At 55.2% G+C, this 25,355-nt stretch carries 22 protein-coding genes; 12 read left to right on the forward strand and 10 right to left on the reverse strand.

Features of this window, described 5'->3' with window-relative positions:
* Positions 1-91: 91 nt before the first annotated feature.
* Complete coding sequence (locus tag DQX05_RS20925; RefSeq protein ID WP_119795417.1) at positions 92-391, reverse strand: hypothetical protein; 300 nt, start codon at positions 389-391, stop codon at positions 92-94.
* 119 nt (positions 392-510) lie between these two features.
* On the opposite strand from DQX05_RS20925, the gene DQX05_RS20930 reads away from it, so the two are divergent.
* On the forward strand, positions 511-717 hold the full coding sequence (locus DQX05_RS20930) for a hypothetical protein (RefSeq protein WP_119795418.1): 207 nt from the start codon (positions 511-513) through the stop codon (positions 715-717).
* A 578-nt stretch (positions 718-1,295) separates the two neighbouring features.
* Positions 1,296-2,189, forward strand: coding sequence for a polysaccharide deacetylase family protein (locus DQX05_RS20940; protein ID WP_119795420.1), 894 nt, complete (start codon positions 1,296-1,298; stop codon positions 2,187-2,189).
* Positions 2,190-2,200: 11 nt separating this feature from the next.
* Here DQX05_RS20940 and DQX05_RS20945 read toward each other — a convergent pair whose 3' ends face one another.
* Positions 2,201-3,262 carry an HD-GYP domain-containing protein gene (locus tag DQX05_RS20945; RefSeq protein ID WP_119795421.1) on the reverse strand — a complete coding sequence of 354 codons (1,062 nt, stop codon included), beginning with the start codon at positions 3,260-3,262 and terminating at the stop codon, positions 2,201-2,203.
* A gap of 272 nt (positions 3,263-3,534) precedes the next feature.
* Between DQX05_RS20945 and DQX05_RS20950 the strand changes: the two genes are divergently transcribed.
* From DQX05_RS20950 to yfkAB, 5 genes are all read left to right on the forward strand, one after another.
* Positions 3,535-4,986 (forward strand): bifunctional metallophosphatase/5'-nucleotidase, encoded by a 1,452-nt coding sequence (locus tag DQX05_RS20950; protein WP_119795422.1) that lies wholly within the window; start codon positions 3,535-3,537, stop codon positions 4,984-4,986.
* 21 nt (positions 4,987-5,007) lie between these two features.
* Complete coding sequence (locus DQX05_RS20955; protein WP_119795423.1) at positions 5,008-5,835, forward strand: undecaprenyl-diphosphate phosphatase; 828 nt, start codon at positions 5,008-5,010, stop codon at positions 5,833-5,835.
* Between the two features lie 197 nt (positions 5,836-6,032).
* Positions 6,033-7,118 (forward strand): HD-GYP domain-containing protein, encoded by a 1,086-nt coding sequence (locus tag DQX05_RS20960; RefSeq protein WP_119795482.1) that lies wholly within the window; start codon positions 6,033-6,035, stop codon positions 7,116-7,118.
* A 60-nt stretch (positions 7,119-7,178) separates the two neighbouring features.
* A complete protein-coding gene (locus DQX05_RS20965; protein WP_119795424.1) occupies positions 7,179-9,422 on the forward strand; it encodes an MMPL family transporter in 2,244 nt (747 codons plus the stop codon).
* Positions 9,423-9,586: 164 nt separating this feature from the next.
* Complete coding sequence (yfkAB, locus tag DQX05_RS20970; protein ID WP_119795425.1) at positions 9,587-10,738, forward strand: radical SAM/CxCxxxxC motif protein YfkAB; 1,152 nt, start codon at positions 9,587-9,589, stop codon at positions 10,736-10,738.
* A 1,047-nt stretch (positions 10,739-11,785) separates the two neighbouring features.
* Here the strand turns inward: yfkAB and DQX05_RS20975 are convergent.
* Positions 11,786-12,796 carry a YpdA family putative bacillithiol disulfide reductase gene (locus tag DQX05_RS20975; protein WP_119795426.1) on the reverse strand — a complete coding sequence of 337 codons (1,011 nt, stop codon included), beginning with the start codon at positions 12,794-12,796 and terminating at the stop codon, positions 11,786-11,788.
* 199 nt (positions 12,797-12,995) lie between these two features.
* Between DQX05_RS20975 and DQX05_RS20980 the strand changes: the two genes are divergently transcribed.
* Positions 12,996-13,691 (forward strand): HAD family hydrolase, encoded by a 696-nt coding sequence (locus tag DQX05_RS20980; protein WP_119795427.1) that lies wholly within the window; start codon positions 12,996-12,998, stop codon positions 13,689-13,691.
* Between the two features lie 72 nt (positions 13,692-13,763).
* Here DQX05_RS20980 and DQX05_RS20985 read toward each other — a convergent pair whose 3' ends face one another.
* Genes DQX05_RS20985 through DQX05_RS21005 form a run of 5 tightly spaced genes read right to left on the reverse strand, consistent with a single transcriptional unit; the run spans position 13,764 to position 19,961 of the window.
* Positions 13,764-14,927 carry a YheC/YheD family endospore coat-associated protein gene (locus DQX05_RS20985; protein WP_119795428.1) on the reverse strand — a complete coding sequence of 388 codons (1,164 nt, stop codon included), beginning with the start codon at positions 14,925-14,927 and terminating at the stop codon, positions 13,764-13,766.
* 21 nt (positions 14,928-14,948) lie between these two features.
* Complete coding sequence (locus tag DQX05_RS20990) at positions 14,949-16,058, reverse strand: YheC/YheD family endospore coat-associated protein (protein ID WP_119795429.1); 1,110 nt, start codon at positions 16,056-16,058, stop codon at positions 14,949-14,951.
* Positions 16,055-17,431, reverse strand: a complete 1,377-nt coding sequence (locus DQX05_RS20995) for a YheC/YheD family endospore coat-associated protein (protein ID WP_119795430.1) — start codon at positions 17,429-17,431, stop codon at positions 16,055-16,057. The genes DQX05_RS20990 and DQX05_RS20995 overlap by 4 nt, the downstream gene beginning before the upstream one ends.
* Entirely contained in the window at positions 17,428-18,585 is a 1,158-nt protein-coding gene (locus DQX05_RS21000) for a YheC/YheD family endospore coat-associated protein (RefSeq protein WP_119795431.1), read from the reverse strand. The genes DQX05_RS20995 and DQX05_RS21000 overlap by 4 nt, the downstream gene beginning before the upstream one ends.
* A gap of 14 nt (positions 18,586-18,599) precedes the next feature.
* Positions 18,600-19,961 carry a YheC/YheD family endospore coat-associated protein gene (locus tag DQX05_RS21005; protein WP_119795432.1) on the reverse strand — a complete coding sequence of 454 codons (1,362 nt, stop codon included), beginning with the start codon at positions 19,959-19,961 and terminating at the stop codon, positions 18,600-18,602.
* 153 nt (positions 19,962-20,114) lie between these two features.
* On the opposite strand from DQX05_RS21005, the gene DQX05_RS21010 reads away from it, so the two are divergent.
* From DQX05_RS21010 to DQX05_RS21020, 3 genes are all read left to right on the forward strand, one after another.
* Complete coding sequence (locus DQX05_RS21010; RefSeq protein WP_182914847.1) at positions 20,115-21,287, forward strand: DUF445 domain-containing protein; 1,173 nt, start codon at positions 20,115-20,117, stop codon at positions 21,285-21,287.
* A gap of 72 nt (positions 21,288-21,359) precedes the next feature.
* Positions 21,360-21,695, forward strand: a complete 336-nt coding sequence (locus DQX05_RS21015) for a YlbF/YmcA family competence regulator (protein WP_119795433.1) — start codon at positions 21,360-21,362, stop codon at positions 21,693-21,695.
* A 185-nt stretch (positions 21,696-21,880) separates the two neighbouring features.
* Positions 21,881-22,186 carry a hypothetical protein gene (locus DQX05_RS21020; RefSeq protein WP_259392155.1) on the forward strand — a complete coding sequence of 102 codons (306 nt, stop codon included), beginning with the start codon at positions 21,881-21,883 and terminating at the stop codon, positions 22,184-22,186.
* 73 nt (positions 22,187-22,259) lie between these two features.
* On the opposite strand, the gene deoD is transcribed toward DQX05_RS21020, so the two are convergent.
* Together deoD and DQX05_RS21030 are read right to left on the reverse strand one after the other, a co-directional pair.
* Positions 22,260-22,970, reverse strand: a complete 711-nt coding sequence (gene deoD / locus DQX05_RS21025; protein WP_119795434.1) for a purine-nucleoside phosphorylase — start codon at positions 22,968-22,970, stop codon at positions 22,260-22,262.
* A gap of 278 nt (positions 22,971-23,248) precedes the next feature.
* Entirely contained in the window at positions 23,249-23,980 is a 732-nt protein-coding gene (locus DQX05_RS21030; RefSeq protein ID WP_119795435.1) for a Crp/Fnr family transcriptional regulator, read from the reverse strand.
* Between the two features lie 159 nt (positions 23,981-24,139).
* Here DQX05_RS21030 and deoB point away from each other — a divergent pair, with 159 nt between their 5' ends.
* Positions 24,140-25,321, forward strand: a complete 1,182-nt coding sequence (gene deoB / locus DQX05_RS21035; RefSeq protein WP_119795436.1) for a phosphopentomutase — start codon at positions 24,140-24,142, stop codon at positions 25,319-25,321.
* Positions 25,322-25,355 lie beyond the last annotated feature (34 nt).

Consider the following 25,355-nt stretch of genomic DNA (forward strand, 5'->3'; position numbering starts at 1 on the left):
CCGCGCAGCCTTGCTAGTGGCAACAGCCTAGGCGCCCCAAGTGCCTAGCCGCGCAACCTTGCAAGGGCACCAGCATAGCGCCCCAAGCGGCCTAGCCGCGGCATTGTAAGGGGAGCAGCAATTGCGCCAAGTGGCATTCCTGCAAAAGTGCAGCAATTTTGGCAAGGTCAGGGGAAATATCACGAAATTGCTGCGCAGCTGCATCATTTTCTTCAAACTGCGACGTATTCAAGCGAAAACGAGTGAAATTCCTGCACTTTTGCAGGATCCCCTTTTCCAACGATCGGATCATGTAGAATTCCTGTATTTTTGCATCATTCCTGGCAGGCGAAGGAACCGTTCGAACATACAGGACAACCTTATCTCGCGACAAGCCGCCCATCATAGTCAATCCAGTTTACACTTCCCTCGCAGCGGAGAAAACTGCATCTTTTTACCGTTGTATATCGAATATGTGTTCGTATATGCTAGCTAGAAGTAAACAAATGCGAATATTCGGAGTGATGTATAGTGAAGACAGAGCATTATATAGGCAGCACGATCGAAATCATCTATGAGGATCGGCACGGAACCATTACTCAGCGGCGAATTGTCGTGCGCAATATCCGGGAGGACGTCCTGCATGCAACCTGTCTCGCGGCAAGGGGATGGCGACCGTTCCGGCTGGAACGCATTTTATCCTGGAAGCCGCTGACCGGCCGCGGGCGATCGGCATGATACATCCTGACCAGAACGTGGTACAGTAGAAGAAATAGCTGGAAACCGCAAGTCTTAGAGGATAGCCTATGCGCAGCCATCTCTTGCACCTGAACCGTATGCGCAACCATCGCCGATTGATGAATTGGCTCGTTCTCGCCGCCCTGATAATCCTTTTTGCTGGATATCGATCGTACACCTATACAGAAAAGCAGGCGGCGCTTGAATTCTCCAGACAGTATGTGAAAGCGACCTACGCCGATAATTTTCAAATAGATGAAGGGTAGAACATGATTTCTCTAGAGGACCTACATTATCTCTGCTAATGATATCGATCGGAATATAATCTATATTCTTGTCTTGAAGAAAAATTCGTCAGGCGGCTTTCGTGTAATGGAGTCAATTGAACAATAGCAACCAGATATGCAGTATTTCCTCACCTCTGTTCCCAGGCTCCTTCTGCCAACGCAGAATTCCTCGAATTCGGTTCCGCCGCATGAATGTCTTCCCTCCGCTGGCGCATAATAAGTGAATCTTCACTGCTTGCGCCGCATCGCGCACCGCAGAGAATGCTCGACAGTTGTGAAGGAGGAAGCGACATGAAGCGCGTAAGGAAAAGCCTGGAGCGTGCGGCACGAATCGGGATGAGCTGTCTTGTGGCTATAGCCTTGCTGTTCGTTGCGCCAGAGACGAAGGTTCATAGAGGGGAGGCTGCAGGAAACGTTGCCGGCGATGAGGCCGTCCGGCAGAGACACCCTGCTGCTGCGGCTATGGAAGAACTGGAGCCAATGCCGGCGAACGCAGCTATAAAGCCGGTTCGTAAAGATCGGGCTTACTTCGAGGAGCGGGGAGATATCGTATGGGAGGTGCCGTCAGCCGGTAAGCGAATTGCCCTCACCTTTGATGATGGTCCTGATCCCAAAAATACGCCTGCCATTCTGGAGCTGCTGAAGCAGCATGACGCCAAGGCTACCTTTTTCCTGGTTGGTTGGCGGGTGAAGGATAATCCGGAATTGGTGAAACGTACCGTCCGTGAAGGGCATGAGGTCGGGAACCACTCGTATTACCATAAATATTTCCGCCGCGGGATTTCGGCCGCTGAGATCAAGGAGGATATGATGAAGGCGCACCGGGTCATCAAAGAGGTGACCGGAACGGCCCCTCACTTGTATCGTCCGCCCGGCGGCTACTATAATCAGCAACTGGTCGACGTCGCTCGTGCCAACGATTACCGCATCGTCATGTGGTCATGGCATCAGGACACGAAGGACTGGAGCTCGCCCGGTGTGCAGCGCATCGTCAATAAAGTACTGAATTCGGCCCGAAATGGGGATATCGTGCTGATGCATGATTTCGCGGAGGGCCGTGCGCAGACGGTGGAGGCGTTGAAGCAGATTTTGCCGGAACTCAAAAAGCGGGGCTACTCCATAGTCACGGTCTCCGAGTTGATGTCGCACCGGGTCAAGGGAGAATTGAAAACGCCCCGCAAATAATAATGATGCAGCTACACGTATACATGCTCGATTTCCAACTGTCTCCGCTGTGCCAGATCGACGAACTCTTGATCGATTTGCACGAGCGGGCGGAACAGCTCGGTCTGATTCGACATCACGATGACTCCCGTCCGGCCGTCATTCAGGCGGGCTTGCTTGTGCAGGAAGTTCGGAATCATGTTCCGGATAAAGGTGTGGGTCATCGTCGGATCCAATTGACCAAAACTCATCGCGTGCAGATCCCGCAATACGCAGAACAGATTCTGCTTCGGCTGACCGCTGCAGGTCGAGGTCATCTCACTGTACACAGCGGCAATTGCAACGATACGGGAGACGGGATGAATCTCGTCTTCCTTCAGGCCAGACGGATAACCGCTTCCATCTAGCCGTTCGTGATGCTGCAGCGCGGTCAGATACAGCCATTCGTCCTCATAGGTCCCTCGTAGCAAGTCGCACCCGAAACGGGTGTGCTTTTTCATTTTCTCGACTTCTTCCTCGTTCTGAATACCCGCAGCAGTAAGCGATGAGGTATCCGTATCCACCAGAGCCATGCCGATCTCATGAAGGAAGCCGGCCTTGCCGACACGCACCGCATCCGCTTCATTATAATTCAGCCACTTCGCCAAATAATAGGATAGCATTCCGACTTGGACCGAATGCTGGTAGGTGCAATCATCTTCCGCCTCCATCCTCAAGAGCAGGGAGACGACATCCCGTTCCGCTTTGATCTGGTGAATCAGCGGCGTTAATGTTTGTTCCACCTGTTCATCTTGTATATGACCATGGGCAGCCGCCTCATAGAATAACTGCTCCACTCCGGCGACCGCTTCCTTATAGGAAGACTGCAGTTGATCCGTTCCGGAAGAGGAAACTAATTGTGGAAGCGTTGTCATCGATTCGGCTTGTCTCTCTTCAATATCGATAAAATCAAGATGATGCCGCAGGAGCAGGGCGATATCCTTCTCCTTCAATTTCGTTCCAGCGGAAATCACAAGAAGACCGTGTGAATTAAAAATATCCTTCGCTACGATATCGCCGTCCGTAACGCTTAAGACATGAACCTTCACGTTCATTCACCGTCCTAGCCAAAAATAGACAACATATGTACCGTAATCATATCAACTTCATTGGAACGTGACAACAGCATTTCCCATTTTGCTTAAAAATTATCGGTCATCAAATCAACGCAGCGCTCGTATACAGAATAATAAGGCTTGTATGCTCCGCTCCTTCCGGCGAGGGTGCCCGGCCATCCCTTCGTTCTTCCACAGTAGTCACCCGAATCGGACACATGCTATTCTAATCTGTGCATGACATTCTAGATTAGGGAAGGATGGGAGATACGATGCCATCGCCTCAGTTGAATACATCGGCTTCGATTCTATTGCTATACACGAACGATATTCATAGCCATTGGAACGGAGCGGCCCGTCTAGCCTCGCTCATGAGCCGTTACCGGCAGCATTGCGGGGAGAAGATCGTGCTGCTGGACGGTGGCGATCATATGGACCGGGCTTATATGGAGACAGAGGGGACCTACGGCGCAGCGAATGTGCGGCTTATGAACCGGCTCGGCTACGATGCCGCTGTGATCGGCAATAATGAAGGGCTGACATTCGTGCCGGAGCGGCTCGGGCAAGTGTATCGGAGCAATGCACGCTTTCCTGTCCTGGCCGCAAACGTCACCGCGCTCAGCACCGGGCAGCGTCCGGACTGGCTGAAGCCGTGGGTCGAGATGGAGCGCGAAGGAATTCGGATCGGCATCGTCGGCGTTACTGCTCCTTATGTCGATTATTACCGTTTGCTCGGATGGGAGGTAGGCGAGCCGATATCCGCCGTTCGGGAGGCGCTCTCTGCTCTCCGTCCTCGCGTTGATCTGCTCGTCGTCCTGTCGCACTGCGGGCTGACGACGGATGTGAGAATGGCAGAAGAAACGGAAGGGATCGACCTTATTCTGGGCGGGCACAGCCATCACCTGCTTCCGGACGGGCATAAAGTGGGCCGGACCTGGCTGCTGGCTGCGGGGAAATACGGCGATCATCTGGGTGTGGCCGAGTGCCGGCGGGCCCCATCGGGGGAGATGGAGCTGTCAGTGCGTTGTACTCCAGTGACCGGAGAGCTTCCTGATCCGATCGTGGAGGCCGAACTTCTCCAGGTCAGGGCCGAGGGGACCCGGACACTGTCTGTCCCTGTCGCTCAAGTCGCGGAGCCGCTCGCCGTGCGTTACGATCGGCCGTCTCCTCTCGGCCAGCTGCTGGCCCAAGCTATTCGCGACCATACCGGAGCGGATATCGGTCTCGTCAATGCGGGCCAACTGCTTGGGGATCTGCCAGCCGGCACGGTGACCGAGGGCATACTGCATACGCTATGTCCCTCTCCCATTAATCCGGTCCGGATGCATCTATCCGGCGCAGACGTGAAGCAGGCAATCCGGGAGAGTCTCCATGAGGAATGCTACGGGCGGGTGGTCCGCGGTTATGGGTTCCGCGGGGATCAGCTTGGCACGCTGTGCGTGGACGGGCTCCAGGTGGAATGGACGTTCGATCCGTCCGAACCGGACGAGGAGCGGATCCGGCTGTGGTTCGACGGCCGGGAAGTGGCCGATAACGACAGGCTTGTCGTCGGCACGATCGACATGTTTGTTTTTGGCGGAGGCTATCCGAGCTTGAAAAATGGACAGGATATCACGTTTTTCCTGCCGGAGATGCTGCGCGATATTTTGGCCGTCCAGCTGCGGAAGGCGGAGGAACTGCGCCGCTGCCGCGAGGATCGGCTTGCGATTGTCCATTATCGTTAGTCGGAAAGGTGGACACCTATCATGGTCTATATTTGGATAGCGGTCATTTTGGGCATCGTGGAAGGCTTGACGGAATTTATCCCGGTTTCCTCTACCGGGCATATGATTTTGACGACCCGGCTTATGGGCATCGCCGAACAGGAGGAATTTCTGAAGACGTTCGAGATCGTCATCCAACTGGGCGCGATTCTCGCGATTACGGTCGTGTACTGGCAGCGGATTCTTGAGATGCTCGGACTGCGAAGCCGGACGGTGGCGCAGGGGCATGTCCGCACGCAGCAGCTCAATCTGCTGCATGTGGCGCTTGGCATCGGTCCCGCCCTCATCGTCGCTTTCTTCGCCCGAGATTACATCAAGAGCCAGTTCGACAATACTCCGACCATACTATGGGCTCTTGTGGCCGGAGGCGTATTCATGTGGATTGCGGAATGGTTCGGCTCCCGGCGCAAGCCGGCCGCAGAGACGATGGATGACATTACGTACCTGCAGGCGTTTTTGATCGGACTGTACCAGATTCTCTCTGTCGTCTTTCCGGGCTTTTCCCGTTCGGGCTCGACGATGTCCGGGGGCATGCTAAGCGGGGTCAGCTATCGGGCGGCTGCCGACTTCTCCTTTCTGATGGCGATTCCGATTATGTTCATGGCGAGCGGCTACGAACTGATCGACGGGTATCGCATGCTTACCCTGGATATTATCGGTTTTTTTGCTCTCGGCTTTATCGTTTCCTTTATCGTTGCGTATATCGTTGTCGTCATCTTTTTGAAGCATATCCAGCGCATTCGGCTGCGCCATTTTGCCATCTATCGCTTCGTGCTTGCCGGACTGTTCTGGTTCTTTATTATCCGGTAAATCGGCGATGCCAATGCGGACGTTCACCATCCGACAGTTTCTGCAACAACCCGCTCCGGGTAGCGACAGAAAGCAACATTCTCCTCTTCGCGCACGGCAGCATTTTTGCTATGATAGAGTAGCTGATGGAGTCGTACGATCATAGGAAAAGAAATTGCAAAGTCAGAAACAGCAGGGGTTGACCATGTGTGCGTTGGATGCCAATTCAGGCTTGCCGTCCCGGCATGCGGCTAGCGAAAAAAATTTTCAATGAAGAAGGCCTCGTCCTGTTGAACGAGGCGGTACAGTTGTCCGAAGCATATATTGACCGGCTCTGGAAGATGGGCGTCTCTTATGTCTACATTGAGGATAACCGGACGGAAGGGATCGAGGCTCCTTCGCTGTTAAGCGAGGAGACGCGCAGGGAAGCGACGGGCGTAGTTCGGCACCAGTTCAAGCAGATGATGAATGATTCGACATCACGGAAGCAGCCGCGGCAACCCTCTTCGATTGGCAAAGCATTTGGAGGCATACTCGATTCGATTATCGACGAGCTGTCCGGCCATGAAGACGCAATGGTCATGCTGAACGATATGCAGGCGACCGATCATTACCTGTTCCAGCATTCGTTGAATGTATGCATTTATACGACGCTGCTTGGCATCCACCACGGGTATGGGAAGGAAGAGCAGCGGGTATTGAGCATGGGCGCGCTGCTTCATGATATCGGGAAGACGCAGATTGATCTGAATATTTTGAACAAGCCCGGGAAGCTGACGGATGAGGAATTCGCTCAGATGAAGCGGCATGCCGAGCTTGGCTATCTCATCTTGAAGGAGGAGCCGAATATTCCGCTGCTTGCCGCCCATTGCGCATTTCAGCATCATGAGCGTCTGAACGGCAGCGGCTACCCGCGCGGAATTCGTTCCGATGAGATTCATGAATATGCGAAATGGGTGGCGATCGCCGATTCCTATGATGCGATGACGTCGCATCGGGTGTATAAGGAGGCGATCTTGCCCCACGTAGCGCTGGAATTGCTGTACACGGGAGCGGATACGCTCTATGATGCATCGATGCTTGCCGTGTTCCGTGACCGGCTTGCAGTCTATCCCGTCGGGATGTCCGTCCGCCTGAGCACGGGCGAGACCGGCGTCGTTGCCCGCATTCATTCGGAATACCCCCAACGGCCGATTGTGCGAATCTTGACCGGACCCGAGGGAGAAAAGCTCGCCGTGCCGCACGAGGTCGATCTGGCCCGGTCGTTGAATGTGACGATCGTCAGCTCGCACATCCAAAATTGACCCTGTCACTCGGGAAGCTTACAATGAAGCTATAATAAGAGTGGTCAGGGGGCGACATACGTGCGGGAATCGGACAGCCGCGGCTTTTTTTGGACATGGGGACAATGGGTATACCGTCGACGACACGCTGTGTGGATCGGTTGGACGGTATTCTTTTTGGCCATGTCTCTCTTAGCCCTGCAGGTTCCTTCGATGCTCAAGGATAACGGCTTTACGCCCACCGGCAGCGAATCGGAGCAGGGGCTGTCCATACTGCGCAGCGAGGTCGGGCTCTCTTCGACGACGATGGATATCGTCTATGAGAGCCGGGATGGCTCCTCCTTGATGACGGAAGACATATTCAGGCTGATCGAACAACGATTTTCCGGACTGAAGCAGGAGCCGTACGTCAGCGACGTCCGTATTCGCCAGGAAGGGCGGCAGGATGACGCGCGGCAGGATGTCGTCGCCGTCCACGTCATTCTCAATCTGGATACGAATGAAGCGTTGGAGAGATATCCGGAGATCCGCAGCCGGATACCCGATCTTCCGCAGGCTGACACCTATGTCAGCGGAGCGACCCCCGTCTATTACGATATGCAGGAAGCGAGCAAGCGGGACATTGTGAAGTCGGAGTTGATTGGACTGCCGATTGCGCTCATCGTTCTGCTTGCTGTATTCGGCACGCTGCTGGCCGGACTGCTGCCGCTCATCGTCGGTGTTGTCAGCGTGATTATCACCCTCGGTCTGATCTACTTCATCTCATTTGGGACCGATTCGCTCAGCAACTTTCTCCCGAATGTCGTGACGATGCTCGGGCTCGCCGTCGGGATCGATTATGCGCTGTTCATGGTAAGCCGCTTCCGGGAAGAGCTGCGGCAGCAGGGCTCGGTTGAAGCCGTGGTGGCGATGACCGCCCAGAAAGCGGGGCGCTCGATATTTTTCTCCGGTGTGGCAGTGTTGATCGGGTTGGTGGCGATGGCGTTCATCGATCTGGCTCTGTTCCGTTCCTTGAGCCTGGGCGGCGTGCTCGTCGTGACGATGTCCGTCATCGTAGGCAACTCGCTGCTGCTGGCTCTGCTGGGCGTATTCGGCGAGCGCATCAATCGCTTTCCGGTTATTCCTGTGCGCTTCCGCAGCCTGGATGCGGAAGGAGGCAGCGCCTTCTGGCGCGGAATCGCGCATCGCGTAATGAAGCGGCCGGTTACGATTGTCATCATCCTGTTCGTTCTGCTGACCGGCCTCGCGCTGCCGATGGCCGGCATGAATATCGGTATTCCGGACGCGGAGATGCTGCCGCCGAAGTACGAGTCGCGAGCTGGCTCCGATCTGCTGAACGAGGCATATGACAAGCGGGAACTGAACCCGATTCTCATCGCGCTGCGTATGGAGCAGCCCTATACGGATGCCGGGACGATCCGGCAGGTGGAAGCCTGGCAGACCGAGCTGAGCCGGATCAATGGAGTGCGGCGCGTCGACAGTTACGTAAGCTTGATGAGCAGACTGCCCGGCCTGGACGCGAAGGCGGAGGCCTTGAAGGATCCTGCCCTGCGCGCTCAATTGGAGAGCAGCCATCTGTCGAAGGAGCGGCTTATCGTCATGCAGGTCATTCCCGATGGCGACCCGGAAGGGCAGGAAGTGCGCGATCTCGTCCACAGCCTGCGGAATTGGGAGCTCCAGGGCGGAATGACCGCCAAATATGTGACAGGCGGACCGGCGGTGCAGCTCGACATAATCGAGCGCATTACGGGGGCGCTTCCTTATGTCGTCGTCTTCATCCTGATCGTGACATACTTGGTATTGTTCATCGCTTTCCGTTCGGTTCTGCTTCCATTGAAGGCGGTGCTGATGAACATATTGAGTCTCGGATCGAGCCTCGGCATCGTCGTGCTTGTCTTCCAGCACGGATATTTGGCCGATCTGTTCCAGGTCACGTCGACCGGCATGGTGGTTGCGATGCTGCCGGTCATCATATTTTGCGTCGTCTTCGGCATATCGATGGATTATGAAGTCTTCCTGTTGTCGCGGATTGCCGAGGAATACGAGCGTACGGGACATAACGAGCACAGCACGGCAGACGGCCTCATGAAGACCGGCGGAATCATTACGAGCGCCGCCTTCATTTTAATCGTCGTGGTAGGCGCCTTTATTTTCACGGATAATGAAATGATGAAAGCGATCGGCCTTGGGCTGGCCACTTCGGTACTGCTCGATGCGACCTTGATCCGCATCTTCCTCGTGCCCTCGCTGATGAAGCTGATGGGGCGGGCCAATTGGTGGGCGCCGAAGGGGTTCCGTCGCAAGGAGAAGAAGCGTGCGGCCTAATCGATAATCGGCCCGGATGACCAGCTTTGCCCGGAGCAAGCGCTTCGGCTGCACGGAGCGAGCCTCTGGCCGCTCGACAGTTGGAGAGATGACTGCTGTTCGGGCAGGGTGGCGAAGGAAATCGCCAGCCAACAGGTTAATGGAAAAATAAGGTGGAATGTAGTATGAATCAACTAGAAATGGAACGAGTCAAGGAAAAGCAACAGATCAGCCCGGCGTATGATCCTTGGGATCCGATTCGCTCGCTGCGCGCGTACGGACGTCATGTCCTGACCAGCGTCGAGATGACGGTGGCCCAGATGTGCAACATGCGCTGCGAGCATTGTGCGGTAGGACACACGCTCATGATGAGCGAGCCGCCGAAGCTGCCGCTCTCCCTCATGCTCAAGCGGCTGGATGAGGTCGAGCATCTGGAGACGCTCAGTATTACGGGAGGGGAGCCGATGTTCCATCTGAAGACCGTAACCGACTATATCGTTCCGATTTTGAGATACGCCAGCGAACGAGGAATACGGACCCAGATCAACTCGAATCTGACCTTCGATATCGGCCGCTATGAACTGGTCGCTCCATATTTGGACGTCATGCACATTTCGTTCAACTATACGTGCATGGAAGATTTCCATGCGGTCGGGTTCACTCATACAAGCCATGAGGTCAAGTCCGGGGCCGCATCCCGGTTATATGAGCGCATGATCGAGAATACGAAGCGGCTGAGCGAGGCAGGAATGTACATTTCGGCCGAGTCGATGATCAACTACCGGACACACAGTCAGCTGAGCGAGATTCATCAGCTTATCGTCGAGATGGGCTGCCAGCGCCATGAGGTGCATCCAATGTACCCTAGCTCGTTCGCTCAGAATCTTCCGGTGCTGCCGCTGTCCGATCTGAGACAGTCGATACATCGGCTGCTCGACACCCGCCACCAAGACGTCTGGATGCTGTTCGGGACGCTGCCTTTCTTCGCTTGCAATACGGACGAAGAAGACCAGAAGCTCCTTCAGCGCCTCCGCTCTGAGCCGATGGTCACGCTGCGGAACGATCCGGACGGGCGCAACCGGTTGAATGTCAACCTGTTCAGCGGCGATGTCTTCGTGACCGACTTCGCGGACATTCCGGCCTTCGGCAGCATTTACGAGAGCCGGCTGGACGATATTTTCAATTCCTGGTTGCAGGACCATCCGCTGTCCCGCACAGTCGACTGCCATTGCCCGGCGGCCGCCTGCTGCGGACCGAATCTGCTTGTCGCAGATATGTACTACAAGGGCGCCGATTTCAAGACGAGAACGGCCCTGCTGCCAGCCTTGGCGAAGTAAGCAGCAGCTTCAAAATATTTATGATACTGATAGGCGGAGGCCAGTTGGCAATCCGCTTTTTTCATTTGAGAGAGCATGATTTTCAATGTCGGGTAGGGAGTCGGAGAAGGTCCAACTGCCTTATATCCACTCTCCCCGTCGGTCAGGAAGCTGGATGAGCCTGGGTTGCCCAATTACCAGCTCTCCTGTCGTCAGGAAGAAGGGTGTGCTCGGATAGCCTTGTAACCAATCTCCCTTTGGGTCAGGAAGATGTATATGTGCAGGTTACCTTATAACGAAACTCCCCGTCGTTCAGGAGGAATGTGTTTGGATTGCCTTATAACCAATCTCCCTTTCGGTCAGGAAGATGAATGAACTCGGAGTCTCTTATAGCCAATCTCCCCATAAGCCAGGTAGAAAGTGAATAACCATAATAGAATTAGATCTAACAATCAAAATAAGATGGTTTGGATGGAGTGTTCTTGCTTTAAAATAATGTGTTTATCTGAATATTGGATATTGTGTGTTAGAACTTTGAGCCGATGGGGATGTAAAGAACTAGTGGGGGATCGTCCTGACTCGATGTGATAGTGGTGGAAAGAGTTGAAAAGTGAGATCGCCCTGACTCGATGGGATAGCGATGCAAAGAGTTGAAATATGAGATCGTCATGACTCGATGGGATATCGACGAAAAGAGACGGAAAGTGAGGCTGCCCTGATGCAATGGGAGAGTGGTGTCATGTACCGTAATGAAATATGGTGGAGGGCTATCCGTTTACGGCCTGTGATGTAATGCGTGGGAGGCGGCATTCCGTTAGAATGGGCCTTACACTCGTGGAAGGTGCTTGCTTAGTCCAATAAGAACAGAACGTGTTCATTCACGTAGGATGCCTAGTAAGCCGAACGAAGACAGCATAATTTACGGATGAAGCCTGGTTCTATGGAAAGGGGCACGTGTCCGTTTACCGGACGATGCTAGTCCGATGGAGGGCGGCATGCGGACCAATCACGGACGGAGTACGGTCCATGATTGGCGGATCGCACTCCATCCATTTGGGAGCCGGGCGGCTATCCGTTGGTCGTACGGTCTTCCGCCGCGGCGTCGGGGTTGGGGCCGATATGGTCGGCAATCAACCGGCCATGGTAGCGGCCGGTCTCGATGAAGACTTCGTTCGCATTGCGGCCCGATGCGATGACGCCCGCAACATACAGGCCGGGCACGTTCGTCTCCATCGTCTCCGTATCATAGACGGGCTTGTCCTGATCGTTCTGCATGCGGACACCGCTCGACTCCAGCAGCTTGCGATCGGGACGGAAGCCGGTTAGGGCGAGCACGAAGTCACAGCTAATCTCTTCTGTCGACCCGTCGCCGCACTCAAGGCGCACCTGATCTTGGGCAATATCGACGACACGGGAGTCATAACGAATATGGATCCGCTCCTTGGCGAGCTTGCCCTCCAGAATTGGGCGGACCCACGGCTTGATATTGCCGGAGATCTCTGTGCCGCGATAGACGATGGTTACCTGGGCGCCCACCCGCTCACATTCGAGCGCGGCATCGACGGCAGAATTGCTGCCGCCGATGATGACGACCTTCATGCCGGCGTACGGATGCGCCTCCTGGAAATAATGGGTGACATGCGGGAGATCCTCGCCCGGGATGCCCAGGAGGTTCGGATAATCGAAATAGCCGGTCGCAATGACCACATGCCGGCTTCGGTAAGTAAGCGCTTCTCCGCTGCGGGTCTCCGTGTGCAGCGTGAAGATGCCGTCCTCCTTCCTGGCGATATCCTTAACTTCTTCATAGGAGCGGATACGGAGCCCATACTGCTCCGACACCCTGCGGTAATAGACGAGCGCTTCGTGACGGTACGGCTTCTCATTCGGGGTCGCGAACGGGATGCCGCCGATTTCCAGCAGCTCCGGCGTGCTGAAGAACTGGAGATGGGTCGGATAACGGTAGATGGAGTGTACGATGCACTGCTTCTCGATAATGAGCGGATCCCAACCGCTGCGCTGCAATTCGATCGCGGCCGACAGCCCGCAGGGCCCGGCGCCTATAATTATCACTTGTTCCAAATCGGTTCGCCTCCGTGTTACATGCTGTACTATGATGTTATCCGATATGCAGACGTTCCTCAAGTGAACGGGCAGGAGCCGTAACATAATTTTAAAGAGAAGAATAAGGGAAAACGCTCCGGTTGGGCCGCTGCTTATGGTATAGTGGGGTCACTGACCGTTAACTTAATGACGACAATTGGAGGGACTTGTTGTGAGTATGGCCACATTGCGCGCAGACCGGCTTCCGCGCCCGGAAGCGATGATCTTCGATATGGACGGGACGCTGTTCCGCACGGAATCGCTTTTGGTGACAGCGTATCATCGGGTATTCGATACATTGCGGAGCGAGAAGCTGCATGAGGGGCCGACGCCCCCGGAAGATTTGATACTCGGATCGCTTGGTATGCTGCTGGCGGACATCTGGAAGCAGGTCATGCCGGAAGGCAGCCCGGAGGCGCACCGGCGCGCGGACGAGCTTCTGCTGCACTACGAGTTATCCGGATTGAACGAAGGAATCTCGGAGCTGTATCCGCAGGTGAAGGAGACATTGGCCGAACTGCAGCGGGAAGGCGTGAAGCTATTCGTCGCAAGCAACGGGCTGGAGGAATATATACAGGCGATCATAAAGACCTTCGGCATGGACGAGCTGTTCACCGGTTTATACAGTGCGGGGGGAAGAGGCACCGAGACTAAGGTGGAACTGGTGCGGATCCTGAAGTCGGAGCATGGCATCGATTCGGCCTGGATGATCGGCGATCGCTCCTCTGACGTGGAAGCGGGGAAGGAGAACGGACTTGCCGTCATCGGCTGCCAGTATGCCGGCTTCGGTCAGGAACAGGAGCTTGAGGGCTCAGACGTCATCATCCGTCAATTCGACGAGCTGTTGGACTTATACCGTACGACAGCATCTTAACCGCGACAGGCGCAGACTCTGAGAGCTGCGCCTGTCGTATATGATGGACGATTCTGAATTCAACCGTCATTCTTATCCTTCCGATTTGTTGTCGGCTGTCGGCGGCGGCGATTTGTCGGAATCCGGCAGTTTAATGCCCGCCTTTTTCCGGTACAGCCAGGATGCGTATTCCAGCGGGCGCACAATCGAGTTGCGGTACGTCTTCTTGTCGCCGATGCGGTGGAACACTTCTCGCGCCGGCTTCGGATTGACCTCAAGCAGCCAGATGCCCCCTTTCTGGTCGATCGCGAGATCGAGCGCCAGCTCGCAGAGAGCATCATATCGCTTCTCCAGGAATTCGGCTACCGCGAGACTGAGGGCTTCGGCCTCCTTGCGGATATCCTGGATGCGGCCTTTGTCTCCTATCCACTGTGTCAGCAGCTCCTCCATCCGCACGGCCTGGCCTCCGCCATGGAGATTGGATGTGATGCTATTGATCGGTCCGACGCGCCCGGCGCAGCCCGTAACCGACCAGGCGCCAGAGCCGTTCTTCTGAACGAGCATCCGGTAATCATGCACGCGTCCGCTCGGCAGCTTGAGCGCGATGCCCTGCTGGATGAGGTAGCGGTCGTTCGCCTTCCAGGAGGCTAGCCTGGCGGCCAACTGAGAGAAGGTCATTTTCATCGGCCGGATGACCTGCCGCTGATGATCCCTTCCCTCGACATAGACCACACCGTCCGCCGAGCGGAGGCGCTGGATGCGAAGAATGCCGCGCCCTCCCGTACCGTTAATCGGCTTCAGGTAGATCAGCGGCCGCTCCTTCAGCATGCGCTGCACATCCTGAATTCCCGAATACAGCCTTGTGTCGGGAAGATATTTTTTCAAGGACGGGACCGTGGAGAGCACTTGGTAGATCGTCCATTTATTGCGGAGCGGACGATTCAGATACAGGAGTTTCGGGTATTTGCTGCGGAACCGCTTCAGCTGCTCGAACCGGTAGCTTTTCTGAATGCGGCACCGGTCGAAGATCATAGTCGGGAAGCGGGTCCATTTACGCGTCCAGCGCCCGCTCTTCGGATGGTACCACATACCGTTGATTCGCTTCTGATGGTCATCGACATCCTCCGGGGTGAATACGAAGACGGTCAATCCCAGCTTCTTGCCGGCCACAGTCATCTTCTGATAAATATGCCGTTCTTCCAATTGTTTGTGTTCATTCATATAGAGCGTCAAGATGCCAAGAACGGGTTCATCCAAGCGTCTTCACCTTCTTTGACGTTATCCGCCGGTTCGGGACAAATAAGTCGAATACTGGAAAATTCGTTCCAGCGAGCGCCTCCGAATATGAGGCTCATCGAATTTCATTGGCTTCGCATTGGCTTCGAAGAACCAGATGCTGCCGTTCGTATCTACGCCCAAATCCATCGACATCTCGCCAAGCATATGCCCGGAGCCTCGTTCGATCTGCCGGGCGATGATGATGGCCGCGTTTTTAGTCCGGGCCATCGTTCTCCGCGCTTGTTCGGCACCGAAATTTGCGCTGAGCAGCTTCTCGGGATTCTCGATGCTTCCGCCGCGGGGGACATGGGTCGTAATGCTCGAAGAGCCGGCGACACGGGCGCCGACACCGGTAATATCCCATTGGCCTTTGCTGTTCTTCTGCACGAGCACCCGCAAATCAAACGGCCGCCGGTTCAACGTAGCCAGTGGAATGCCTTGCTGGACGATATAATCATGGGTCCCGGCCTGCTTGCGTATCCGGGCCCACAGCTTCGAGATCGTGGCGCATTTGAACAGGGCGCTCCTTCTCTTGTCCTGGGTTTTCAGCCGGAACTTCATCGCTTTCGTATGATTGACGCGCAGCGTCATAATGCCCATGCCGGCCTTTCCCGTCTCCGGCTTCAGGAACAGATAGGGATGTTTGTTCAACATTTTGGCCAGCGCGACAGAGGTGCGCAGCCGCCGCGTCGCGGGGATGAAGGGCCGGGTGGCCCTCGATTTTTTCAGCCATTCGAACAATTGCCATTTGTTGAAAAAGTAAGGATTATACAGGCGAATGCTGTGATGCTCCAGAATCTCCTCAATCTTGTTGCGGACGGCAGGCAGATTCTCATCCTCCCGCAGCGGTATGCGGTTATAGACGATGCGGGGAGGGGGGAACCAATCCTGCTGCCAGGCCTGCTTATCCTCGTTGTAATCATAGCCCGCGATTCGCTTGGCATCGAGCTTCAGATCCCTCACGGTCACGATATATACGGTAAATCCGAGATCCTTGCCCGCACGCAAGATATCCAGGAAGTTATCGCGATTGCCGCGGAATTTTTCCTTGGCATCCTCGATCGTCAGAATGGCGACGACCGGCAGCTGATCTTGCTCTATGCCACTCACATCGGATCCCTCCTGCGGAATTTGCTTAGGAACAAACAGTGATCCAGGATATGTTCAATGGATGATTGACCTTCAGTGCGCAAGGATGGATGCTTGAATATTGAGCGCCCAGGCTTGGCATTGGCCTCGAACATCCATACATGCTCATCCCGGTCAATGCCGAGATCGAAGCCGAGCTCACCAAGCAGATGAGGATAGTTCCGTTCAATGGCCAGCGCCAGTTCGATGGCTACCCTTTTCATATTGACAAGCACTTCGTCGGCTCTGTTGCCGAACATCCGCTGGAGAGCCTGCTCCGGCGTCATCAGTTGACCGCCATTCTTCACGTGGGTGGTAACGCTGCCTTTGCCGGCTTTCTTGGCCCCGATTCCGACAACGGTCCAGTCATTCTCCCCGTTCTTGTGCATATGGAAGCGGAAGTCGATCGGACAGCCATCGATCTCGACGAGCCGAACTCCCTGCTGCACGACATAGTTACGCAGCGAACGGCCGTGCCTTCCTTGCAGCATGCGCATGAGGCTTGAGAATTGCTTGAAGCGGAGCAGCGTGTTTTTGCCGTTGACTGTGTAACGTGCGAAATATCCTTTTCTCGGTAGGTAGGTCAGCCGATAGATGCCGATACCGAGGCTTCCCGAGGTCGGCTTGTAGTAGACGAACTGATGGCGGGCCAGCATGTCGCGAATCGTGTCCGGCGTCGGATTCATGACCGAATCCGGCACGTGGAGATTGGCCTCCAGATCGTTTTCCAGCAGCTCGTAGATATCGGATTTTTTGAAGAAGCTCCAGTTGAAAAAAGGGATGTTCCGGCGAACGAACCGCTCCCGCAGCATCTGGATCGAGGGCGTCGTCTCTGCCCTCCGGCTCGGCAGCCGGTTATATACGACATCCGGCAGCGGCACGGTGCGCCGGATCCAACTGCCGGATTCCGATAGGAAGTAGGCGTTGACGGTCTCGTTATGCCAATTGATGTCGCGCGGAGTGAAGGCAAAGACGTAGGCTTTCTTATTGCCGGCGCGCAAAATTTGCTTAATGAACGAGGTTCGGCCGCCGAATGGATGCGACTGCGTGCGCAGCGAGGAATCCGATAAGATGCCGATTAGCGGTCCCAATTGCAGATCGCCTTCCTGATCGTTGCGAAGATAGACCATACCGGATTTCGGCACCCGGACGAAGCTACGAAGGCCAGCTGGTATGATGACATGGTTGCCTGGACGCTTCACCGGCTTCAGCGTAGCAGGGATTGTCGCCTTGCCCAATCGAAGCCGTACTGATTTTTTGCCGGTTAGCTTCAGTTGCTTCATTAAGGTGCTGGAGAGATACACTGTTTTCTCGGATTTAGGTGTTAAGTGGACGTTGCATACCGTCAAACTCATGGACTTACCCTCCTAAGATGTCGACCCAATACATAGCGCGCATACAAGATGGGATTTTCCACGGATTTCACAGCGGCTTCCCGCTCGCCTGTCTGACGGAAGACCGTCCTGCCCGGCTTCGAATTGACCTCCAGCAGCCACATGCGGGCTTCCCGATCAATGCCGTAATCCAGGCCGACCTCCATCAGACGCCCGTGTCGTGCTTCAAGTAGAGGGGGAATGCGCTCGCTATAGGCATGCAGCTGCTCCATGAGCCGCTCGGCACGCTCCAGGTCGTATTCGCGCTTCAAAAATGGAAGGACAGACACGGCCCGCCCGCCTCCATGGAGATTGGAAGTAATGCTGTCAGGGGCACCGATGCGTGCGGCCATGCCGGTCATCGCCCAACGGCCCCGGTCATTCTTTTGCATCAGCACACGAATGTCGAATGGCTCGCCTGCCTGCGTCAGCAAGGATAAGCAAGGCTGCATGACAAAGGTTCGTCTGCCGATAAAGCCGGCAATCCAGTCGTATCCATTCTCGGTGCATTCAAAATGCTTCGTCAGCGGGCGGTTGCGTTGATCGCGTCCTGTTATATGGAGTAAGGGGGCATGGCTTCCATCTCTTTGCTGTGCCGTCCGGCGATACTGTACCCGGAGCGCAGATTTCCCCTTGGAGCCGGCATGAGGCTTCAGGAACAGGCTTCCGTCGTAGCGGGACAGCGCAGCAGCGAGGCTGCGCTTGCCCTTGTAAAGATGAGTGGGCGGCAGAATCGCGCTCAGGCCAGACTCTGTGGATAAGGAGCGGTAGATGTCCCATTTGCCCCGCAATCCGACCCCCAACTGGGCTGTGCGTCTGCTCCGCAGCAGCTTGGCAAGGGCGGTTGAAGCTTTGGCGCTGGCGCTTCCGCCGGAGAAGATGCACCGGTTGTACACAAGGGAAGGCAACGCGGTAGTGCAAGGCTCCCATCGCTGGTCGCCGTAGACATAACCGTTCACCGTACCGGAAGCAAGGTCGGCCCATTCAGGCGAAAATACGATAACTCGGACGCCGTGTTTGCGTCCGGCCTGACAGAGTCGGCGGCAATATTCAGGCTCGGTGAAGGGGGGAGTGCCGGGCGACTCGTTCTGCAGAACGCCGATGACAGGCTGCTGATCGGTTCTCTTCTTCTTCATTCCCTGCCACCTCCTTAAAATCCGGACAAATACCGGGCGTATTCCACCGTTTTGCGGACGGAGGGACGGACTCGGTTGACGTTTAACGGAGTATTGTCATTTTTGGAAGGCTTGGAGTTGACTTCAAGCAGCCACACTTTGCCTGACGTATCGATAGCCAGGTCAATCCCCAATTCACCGAAGTGAGCGGGAATATGCGTGTCGATGCCGCGCGCGATATCGAGCGCGGCCCGCTGCAGCTTGCCCACGATATCGCTCTTCGCGCCGGTCGGCAGATTCGAGCGGCTGACCGCTTCCTTCACGGTGCTGAGCGTTCCGCCGCGCGCCACATTCGACACGAAATGCTGCGTGCTCGCGGTTCGGGCGACGATGGACGTGATGCTCCAGCGGCCATGAATGTTCTTCTGAACGAGCGCGCGGAAATCAATCGGGCGCTTGGCATAATCGATTAAGTTCAAGCCTTGCTGGATCTGGTAGCGGTTCGTCTTCAGCTTCCCGGACAGGGAAGAGAACAGCTTGGTTAAGCTGTTGAAGTTCTGGCGCTTGGTGCCGCTAATATTGGAATAGAGGGCTTGATAACCGTTATCCGAGGTACGGTTAATGCAGATGATGCCTTTGCCGAGGCTTCCCCGGGCTGGCTTCAGGAAGAGGGTCTGGTATCGTCCGCTCATCGTCTTGAGGGTAGAGTAGCTGCGCAACAAATACGATTCCGGCAAGTAGCGGGTCAACTCCGCACTCGACTTCAACGCGTCGAATACCTCGGTCTTATCCAGAAACTTTTCATTGAATACATGCGACTGGTAGCGTAATTTTACTTCTTTCATGAAATGCTGTACGCTAGGTTTGTTCTCCAGAGATCGTGTAGTCAAGCGATTGTTAACGACATCCGGGATTGGCATGCTGGTGAGCTGCCAAGTTCCTTTTGTAAAAACCCATGCCTGTATCCGTTGAGGGTCCTTCAGATGTTCGGGCGTGAAGAAGCAGGCAACGGCTCCTTGGGATTGGCAGGCATCGACCATCTCCCGGCAGAAGGCGGTAATCGTGCCGAACGGCCGATCTGGAATATCAGGATAATCCCGGCTGATCAGGACGCCGATGAGCGGACCGATTCTCAACGTCTGCTGGGTATACGTTAGCCGCAGGGTACCACCGTTCGACAGGCCCATATTACGGGCAAGCGCATGATTGATCCGGAGCCCGTCAGATTTGGGAACGGAGGATACGGTCACACTCTGTCTGAAGGAACCAAAGCGCAGCGTAATCGGATGGTTTACGGGAATTTTCCATTGCTTGACATAGCTGTCGCCCAACATGATTGTGTCTTCCCGCAAGATGCCGGCACTCACAACGTGGAGCCTCACTTTTGATTTCGACATGTTGGTTCTCCTTCCAACGACGACTTGCATGATGAATCACGGTATGCACCGGGCTGGAGTCGATACTAATACAGGTGAACCGCATACGTAATTCATCATATGAGGACATATTTCCCTTGGTGATTGACCTGCACCATGAAAGGAGGGGTGGACGTGCCCAATTGGTTGTTTATTCTATTTAGCGTCATTGTGGCTGCGTTTGTCGGCGGCATTACGAATCATTTTGCAATAAAGATGCTGTTCCACCCGCGGCAGCCGATTCATCTGTTCGGACGGAGAGTGCCGTTCACGCCCGGCCTCATTCCGAAGCGGAAGTTAGATATTGCGGGCTCGTTAGGGGATGTCGTATCTGAATATTTGGTGACCAGCGATGGGTTGCGGGTGATGCTGCGCCAGCCGGAGGTGCAGGAGCGGGCGGCGGCCGGCCTGGCGGGCTTTCTCGACCGGCTGCTGGCGGATGATCGCACGCTGCGCGAATGGGCCGCGCTTGCCTTCCCCGGGCACAGCTGGCCTGAGCTATGTGCGGCCTGCGGGGAGCGGCTCGACAAGCTGACTGAGTCGGGAATCCGGCGCGGCTTGGCGGGCAGCGGCTGGGACGAGCGTCCGCTGTCCGAGTTCCTGCCGGCAGGGCAGGAGGAGAGCCTGAACCGGCTGGCAGGCAAGGCCGCTTCCGCCATCCTGCTGTCGATTGAGCGGGAACTGCTGTCGTCCAGCGGGCAGCGCATGCTGCTGCGGATGGCGAAGGAGTTCGTGGACCGGTCGAAGGGCTTCATGGGCGTGATGGCGGCCATCTTCGTCGATGAAGATAAGCTGGTCACGCGGATTACGCCTCTGCTGGCGGAGCAGCTTCGTTCCGACAAGGTCCATGAGACCGTGACCCGCATGCTGGAGCGGAAGCTGGAGGATTGGCTGAGCCAGCCGCCGGCCGAGCTGCTGCGCGTCTGGTCGGGCGACGAGTCCGAGCCTGCCGGCCAGATTATCGGGCTGGCGAAGTCATGGCTGCAGTGGAGCCGCCGCTTGGAACGGTGGGGAGACGCGCGGCCGAGCCGCTGGCTGGAGGAGAGCAAGGAGGCTTGGCAGCCCTACGTGCCGCGGCTCGTCGATTCCGCGATCGCGCTGCTGGATCGCAATCTGGACAAGGTCGTGCGTGCCGCTCGTCTGGAGGAAGTCGTCCGTTCACAGGTGGAGCAGTTCCCGATCGAGCGGCTGGAGACGATTATTTTGAGCGTCTCGGGGAAGGAGTTCCGTGCTATCACGTGGCTCGGGGCGCTGCTTGGTGGGATTATCGGCTTGATTCAGTCGCTGATTCTTCTGGCCATCGGTTAGTAGCACTCGCGACAGCGGCCGCTCCTGTATGGTATGCTGACTTACGAGGAAGAACGGAAAGGATGAGAATGGATGAGTGTATATGATCAAGCCCATGAATTGGCCCGCGCCTTGCAGCAATCGGACGAGGCGAAGGCCGTCGAGACGGCGATGAAGGCGATTGAGGCCGATGGGGACAGCAAGCGAATGCTGGATGATTTCCGCCTGCGCCAGATGGAGATGCAGCAGAAGATGATGACTGGCGAGATGCCGGAGCAGTCGGAGCTGGACAAAATGGAGAAGCTGTATGAAGTCATCAGCATGAATTCTGAGATCGCGCAGCTGTTCGAAGCCGAACGGCGGCTGGCGGTCGTCATTCAGGATGTGAACAAGATCGTATCGGATGCGCTCGGCCATCTGTATGCCTGATACCGGCACATTGAGCGCGAGGCCTACGCGGCCGAGCGATACTGATGCCGCGGGTGCTGCGGTGTGAACGAATCTGGCATGTTATCTATGGATGCCGCATACGCTCTACTATAGCCAAGCTATAGGATTACAGAACGATGGCGCCGCCGGCTGTCTTCGTTGCTGTTGAAGGAGAGCGATTGCCCATGATGAACCGAATGTCTTATTTCCGTTCTTCGAAGCGTAGTGTATGGAAGCATGTCCTGTCGATAGGGGCTGCCCTTGCCATGCTTGTCATCGTACTGCCGACACTGTCTTTCCAGGGTGGCTGGACGCCGGCCGTCTGGTTCTGCATCGTCTGGTGCGCCTTCGCGCTGCTTATTATTGCCGCCCATCTGCACCGCCTCCTGTGCGTGGATGAAGAGACCGAGAGGGACCTGCAGCGTATCAAGCAGGAGAAGCTGCGGCGTTGGGAGGAGCGGCTGAGCCGCAAAATCGTGCGGATGAAGTGAGCATGGAGCAAAGGGGCAGCCCGGTCTTGGCATTGACCGCGGGCTGCCCCTTTTTCCTGTCTGTCCGGTTGTCTTATTTGCCGCGAAGTGCTGTCTCCAGCGCGACTTCGATCATGTCGTTGAACGTCGTCTGCCGCTCTTGGGCCGTCGTCTGCTCCCCGGTCAGAATATGATCGCTGACGGTGAACATCGCCAAGGCGTCAATACCGTATTTCGCCGCTAAAATATAAAGCGCCGCCGTCTCCATTTCTACGGCGAGAACCCCGTATTTGCCCATCTTCGTCTGCATCTCTACAGTGTCGGCATAGAAATGATCCGAAGAGAAGATGTTCCCTACCTGAAGATGAAGCCCTTTTTCCTGGCCGATCTCATAGGCGCTGCGAAGCAAATCGAATGTCGCAATCGGGGCGAACTCGGCATCCGGGAAGTAGTGCTTGTTGATGGAAGAGTCGGTGCATACCGCTTGCGCCAGCAGCACGTCGCGCAGCTTCACGTCTTCTTGAATCGCGCCGCATGTTCCGATGCGGATGATGGTCTTGCATCCATAATCTTTGATCAATTCCGTCGCGTATATGGAGAAGGAAGGAATCCCCATGCCGGAGCCTTGAATCGATACTTTATGTCCTTTATAGGTTCCTGTGTATCCGAGCATGCCGCGAACCTGGTTGTAGCAAACGGCGTTCTCAAGGAACGTTTCTGCGATGTACTTCGCGCGAAGAGGATCGCCAGGCATCAAGGCGACGGGTGCAATATCTCCAACTTGTGCTTCCAAATGAATACTCATGCTGAATCCCTCCATTGTCCTTCACAAAATAAATTTAGAACCGTTATTAATATGAAAACGGTTACTTGTATTTATACGATACCATGAACACGGATTGAAAAACCGTGATGGCGGCCCTTATATTCTGTGAACAATTTCACCAAATTATTGACGGGTTGGTAACTGAATGCGTCTTCTTCGCCAATTATAATCAAGATATGACAAACGGCCCCGACCTTATCGTCGGCAGCCGCCATCAGTTCTATGCATGCATGGCGCGTATTCGGCACCATGGATTTTTACGGTTGGAAGATATCTTGCGAACGCCATTTGCGGTAAGCGGGCGAATCATCCATGTCATCGCACATCGATTGCAGCTTCTCCAAGTCGGTAATGTAAATGTATTTCTGATTCATCATCAGCACACCTTCGTCCTGCAGATCGCGCATGACCTTCGAGATCGATTCCCGGGTCACACCAATCATGTTGGCCAAGAGGTGATGCGTCACTTTACAATCGATCTTGTAAGCGGATTCAGCAGGCTTGCCCAGGTTGTAATACAGATCCAGGAGCAAGTTCGCCAGCTTCAATCGCACGTCGAGATAAGACAGGTAGCGGACTTTGTTGTTCATATTGCTCAAGTGATCGAGCAGCCGGTTATAGGCTCTCTTCATTACCGACGGGTGTCTGTCCATGATCGCGTTGAAATCTGATCGGTTCATGACCCAGAAATGGGAGGTCTCCATCGTTTCTACGGTAGCGACGCGGCGAGGGTAGGTAGCGATGGTTTCCATCTCGCCGATGATATCGCCGGGGAACTGGAAGTTTAAAATAATTTCCTTGTCGTGATAAAGACGATATACTTTTACTAGTCCTTCCCGCAAAATATATATATCAGAACTATCATCATCTTCATGGATGAGCACCTGGTTCTTCTTATAGGTTCGGGTTTTCAGCAGGGGAAGGATATTGTCGCAATCCTCCTGTGATAAGTCTTGTAACAAAAAAACGTGCTGTAAACTGCTGAGCATGGATTCTCCTTTCATCGGCAGGAATATGGATATATTGCCTGTCGAAAAACCATAATTACATTTATACATCTATATATTACATGACATTCGCCGGATAAGCCAAGTACCGGCGCGGGTGTCCGATTAGACAACTTGGATAACAGAAGAGGAGTGGTAAACATGTTTGAACGAATATGTGTCGTCGTCATGGATAGTGTAGGAATCGGAGAGCTTCCCGATGCGGAACGCTTTGGAGACGTCGGCTCTCACACGCTCGGCCATATTGCGGAGCGCGTACCGACAATTCAGCTTCCGAATCTTCAGGCGCTCGGTCTGGGCAATATCGCGGACCTGCCGCATATTCCTCCCGCCGAAACTCCACTGGCCTTCTATGGCAAAATGGCCGAGACTTCCGTCGGCAAAGATACGATGACCGGCCATTGGGAGTTGATGGGCCTGCATGTCGACATTCCATTCGAGGTTTATCCGGAAGGATTTCCCGAGCCGCTCATCAAGGCTTTCGAGGAGAAGACGGGACGCAAGGTGCTCTGCAACCGCCCTGCTTCCGGGACGGATGTGCTGAATGAGTACGGTGAAGAGCAGATGCGCACCGGCGCCTGGATCGTGTACACGTCCGCGGACAGCGTATTCCAGATTGCGGCGCATGAAGACATTATTCCGCTGGAAGAGCTGTATGCGGCATGCGAGATCGCTAGGGAGATGACGCTGACCGCGCCATATGCCGTCGGACGCATTATCGCGCGGCCGTACGTCGGTGAGCCGGGCAACTTCAAGCGGACCGCCAATCGTCATGATTACGCACTTGCTCCGCCGGCGAAGACGGTTCTAAATTTCATCTCCGAGGGCGGGTATGAAGTGGTATCCGTGGGGAAAATTAACGATATCTTCTCCGGAAGCGGAATCAATCACTCCTATCCTACCAAGAGCAATTCACACGGCATGGAGACGACGATTGAGCGCTTAGGAGATGCAGGGAAAGGATTGATCTTTACCAACCTGGTTGATTTCGATTCTCTGTACGGACACCGGCGCGATCCGGAGGGCTACGCCCGCTGCCTGGAGGAGTTCGACCGAGCGCTGCCGGAGATGATGGAACGGGTCGGCGAGAAAGACCTGCTCATCATTACGGCCGATCACGGCAACGACCCGATTCATGCAGGAACGGATCATACACGCGAGTATGTGCCGATTCTAATCTACAATCCGACGTTTGCGGGCAAGACCGCTTCCATCGGAGTACGCTCGACCTTTGCCGACTTGGCCGCTACGCTGGCAGACAACTTCGGCGTCACGGGAACAGGTCACGGGACCAGCTTTTTATCGCTGTTGGCGGCCCGCTGACGTGCTCGCTTTAGATAGATGCAAGACGAAGAAG

The sequence above is a fragment of the Paenibacillus thiaminolyticus genome (assembly GCF_003591545.1).
Taxonomy (GTDB): domain Bacteria; phylum Bacillota; class Bacilli; order Paenibacillales; family Paenibacillaceae; genus Paenibacillus_B; species Paenibacillus_B thiaminolyticus_A.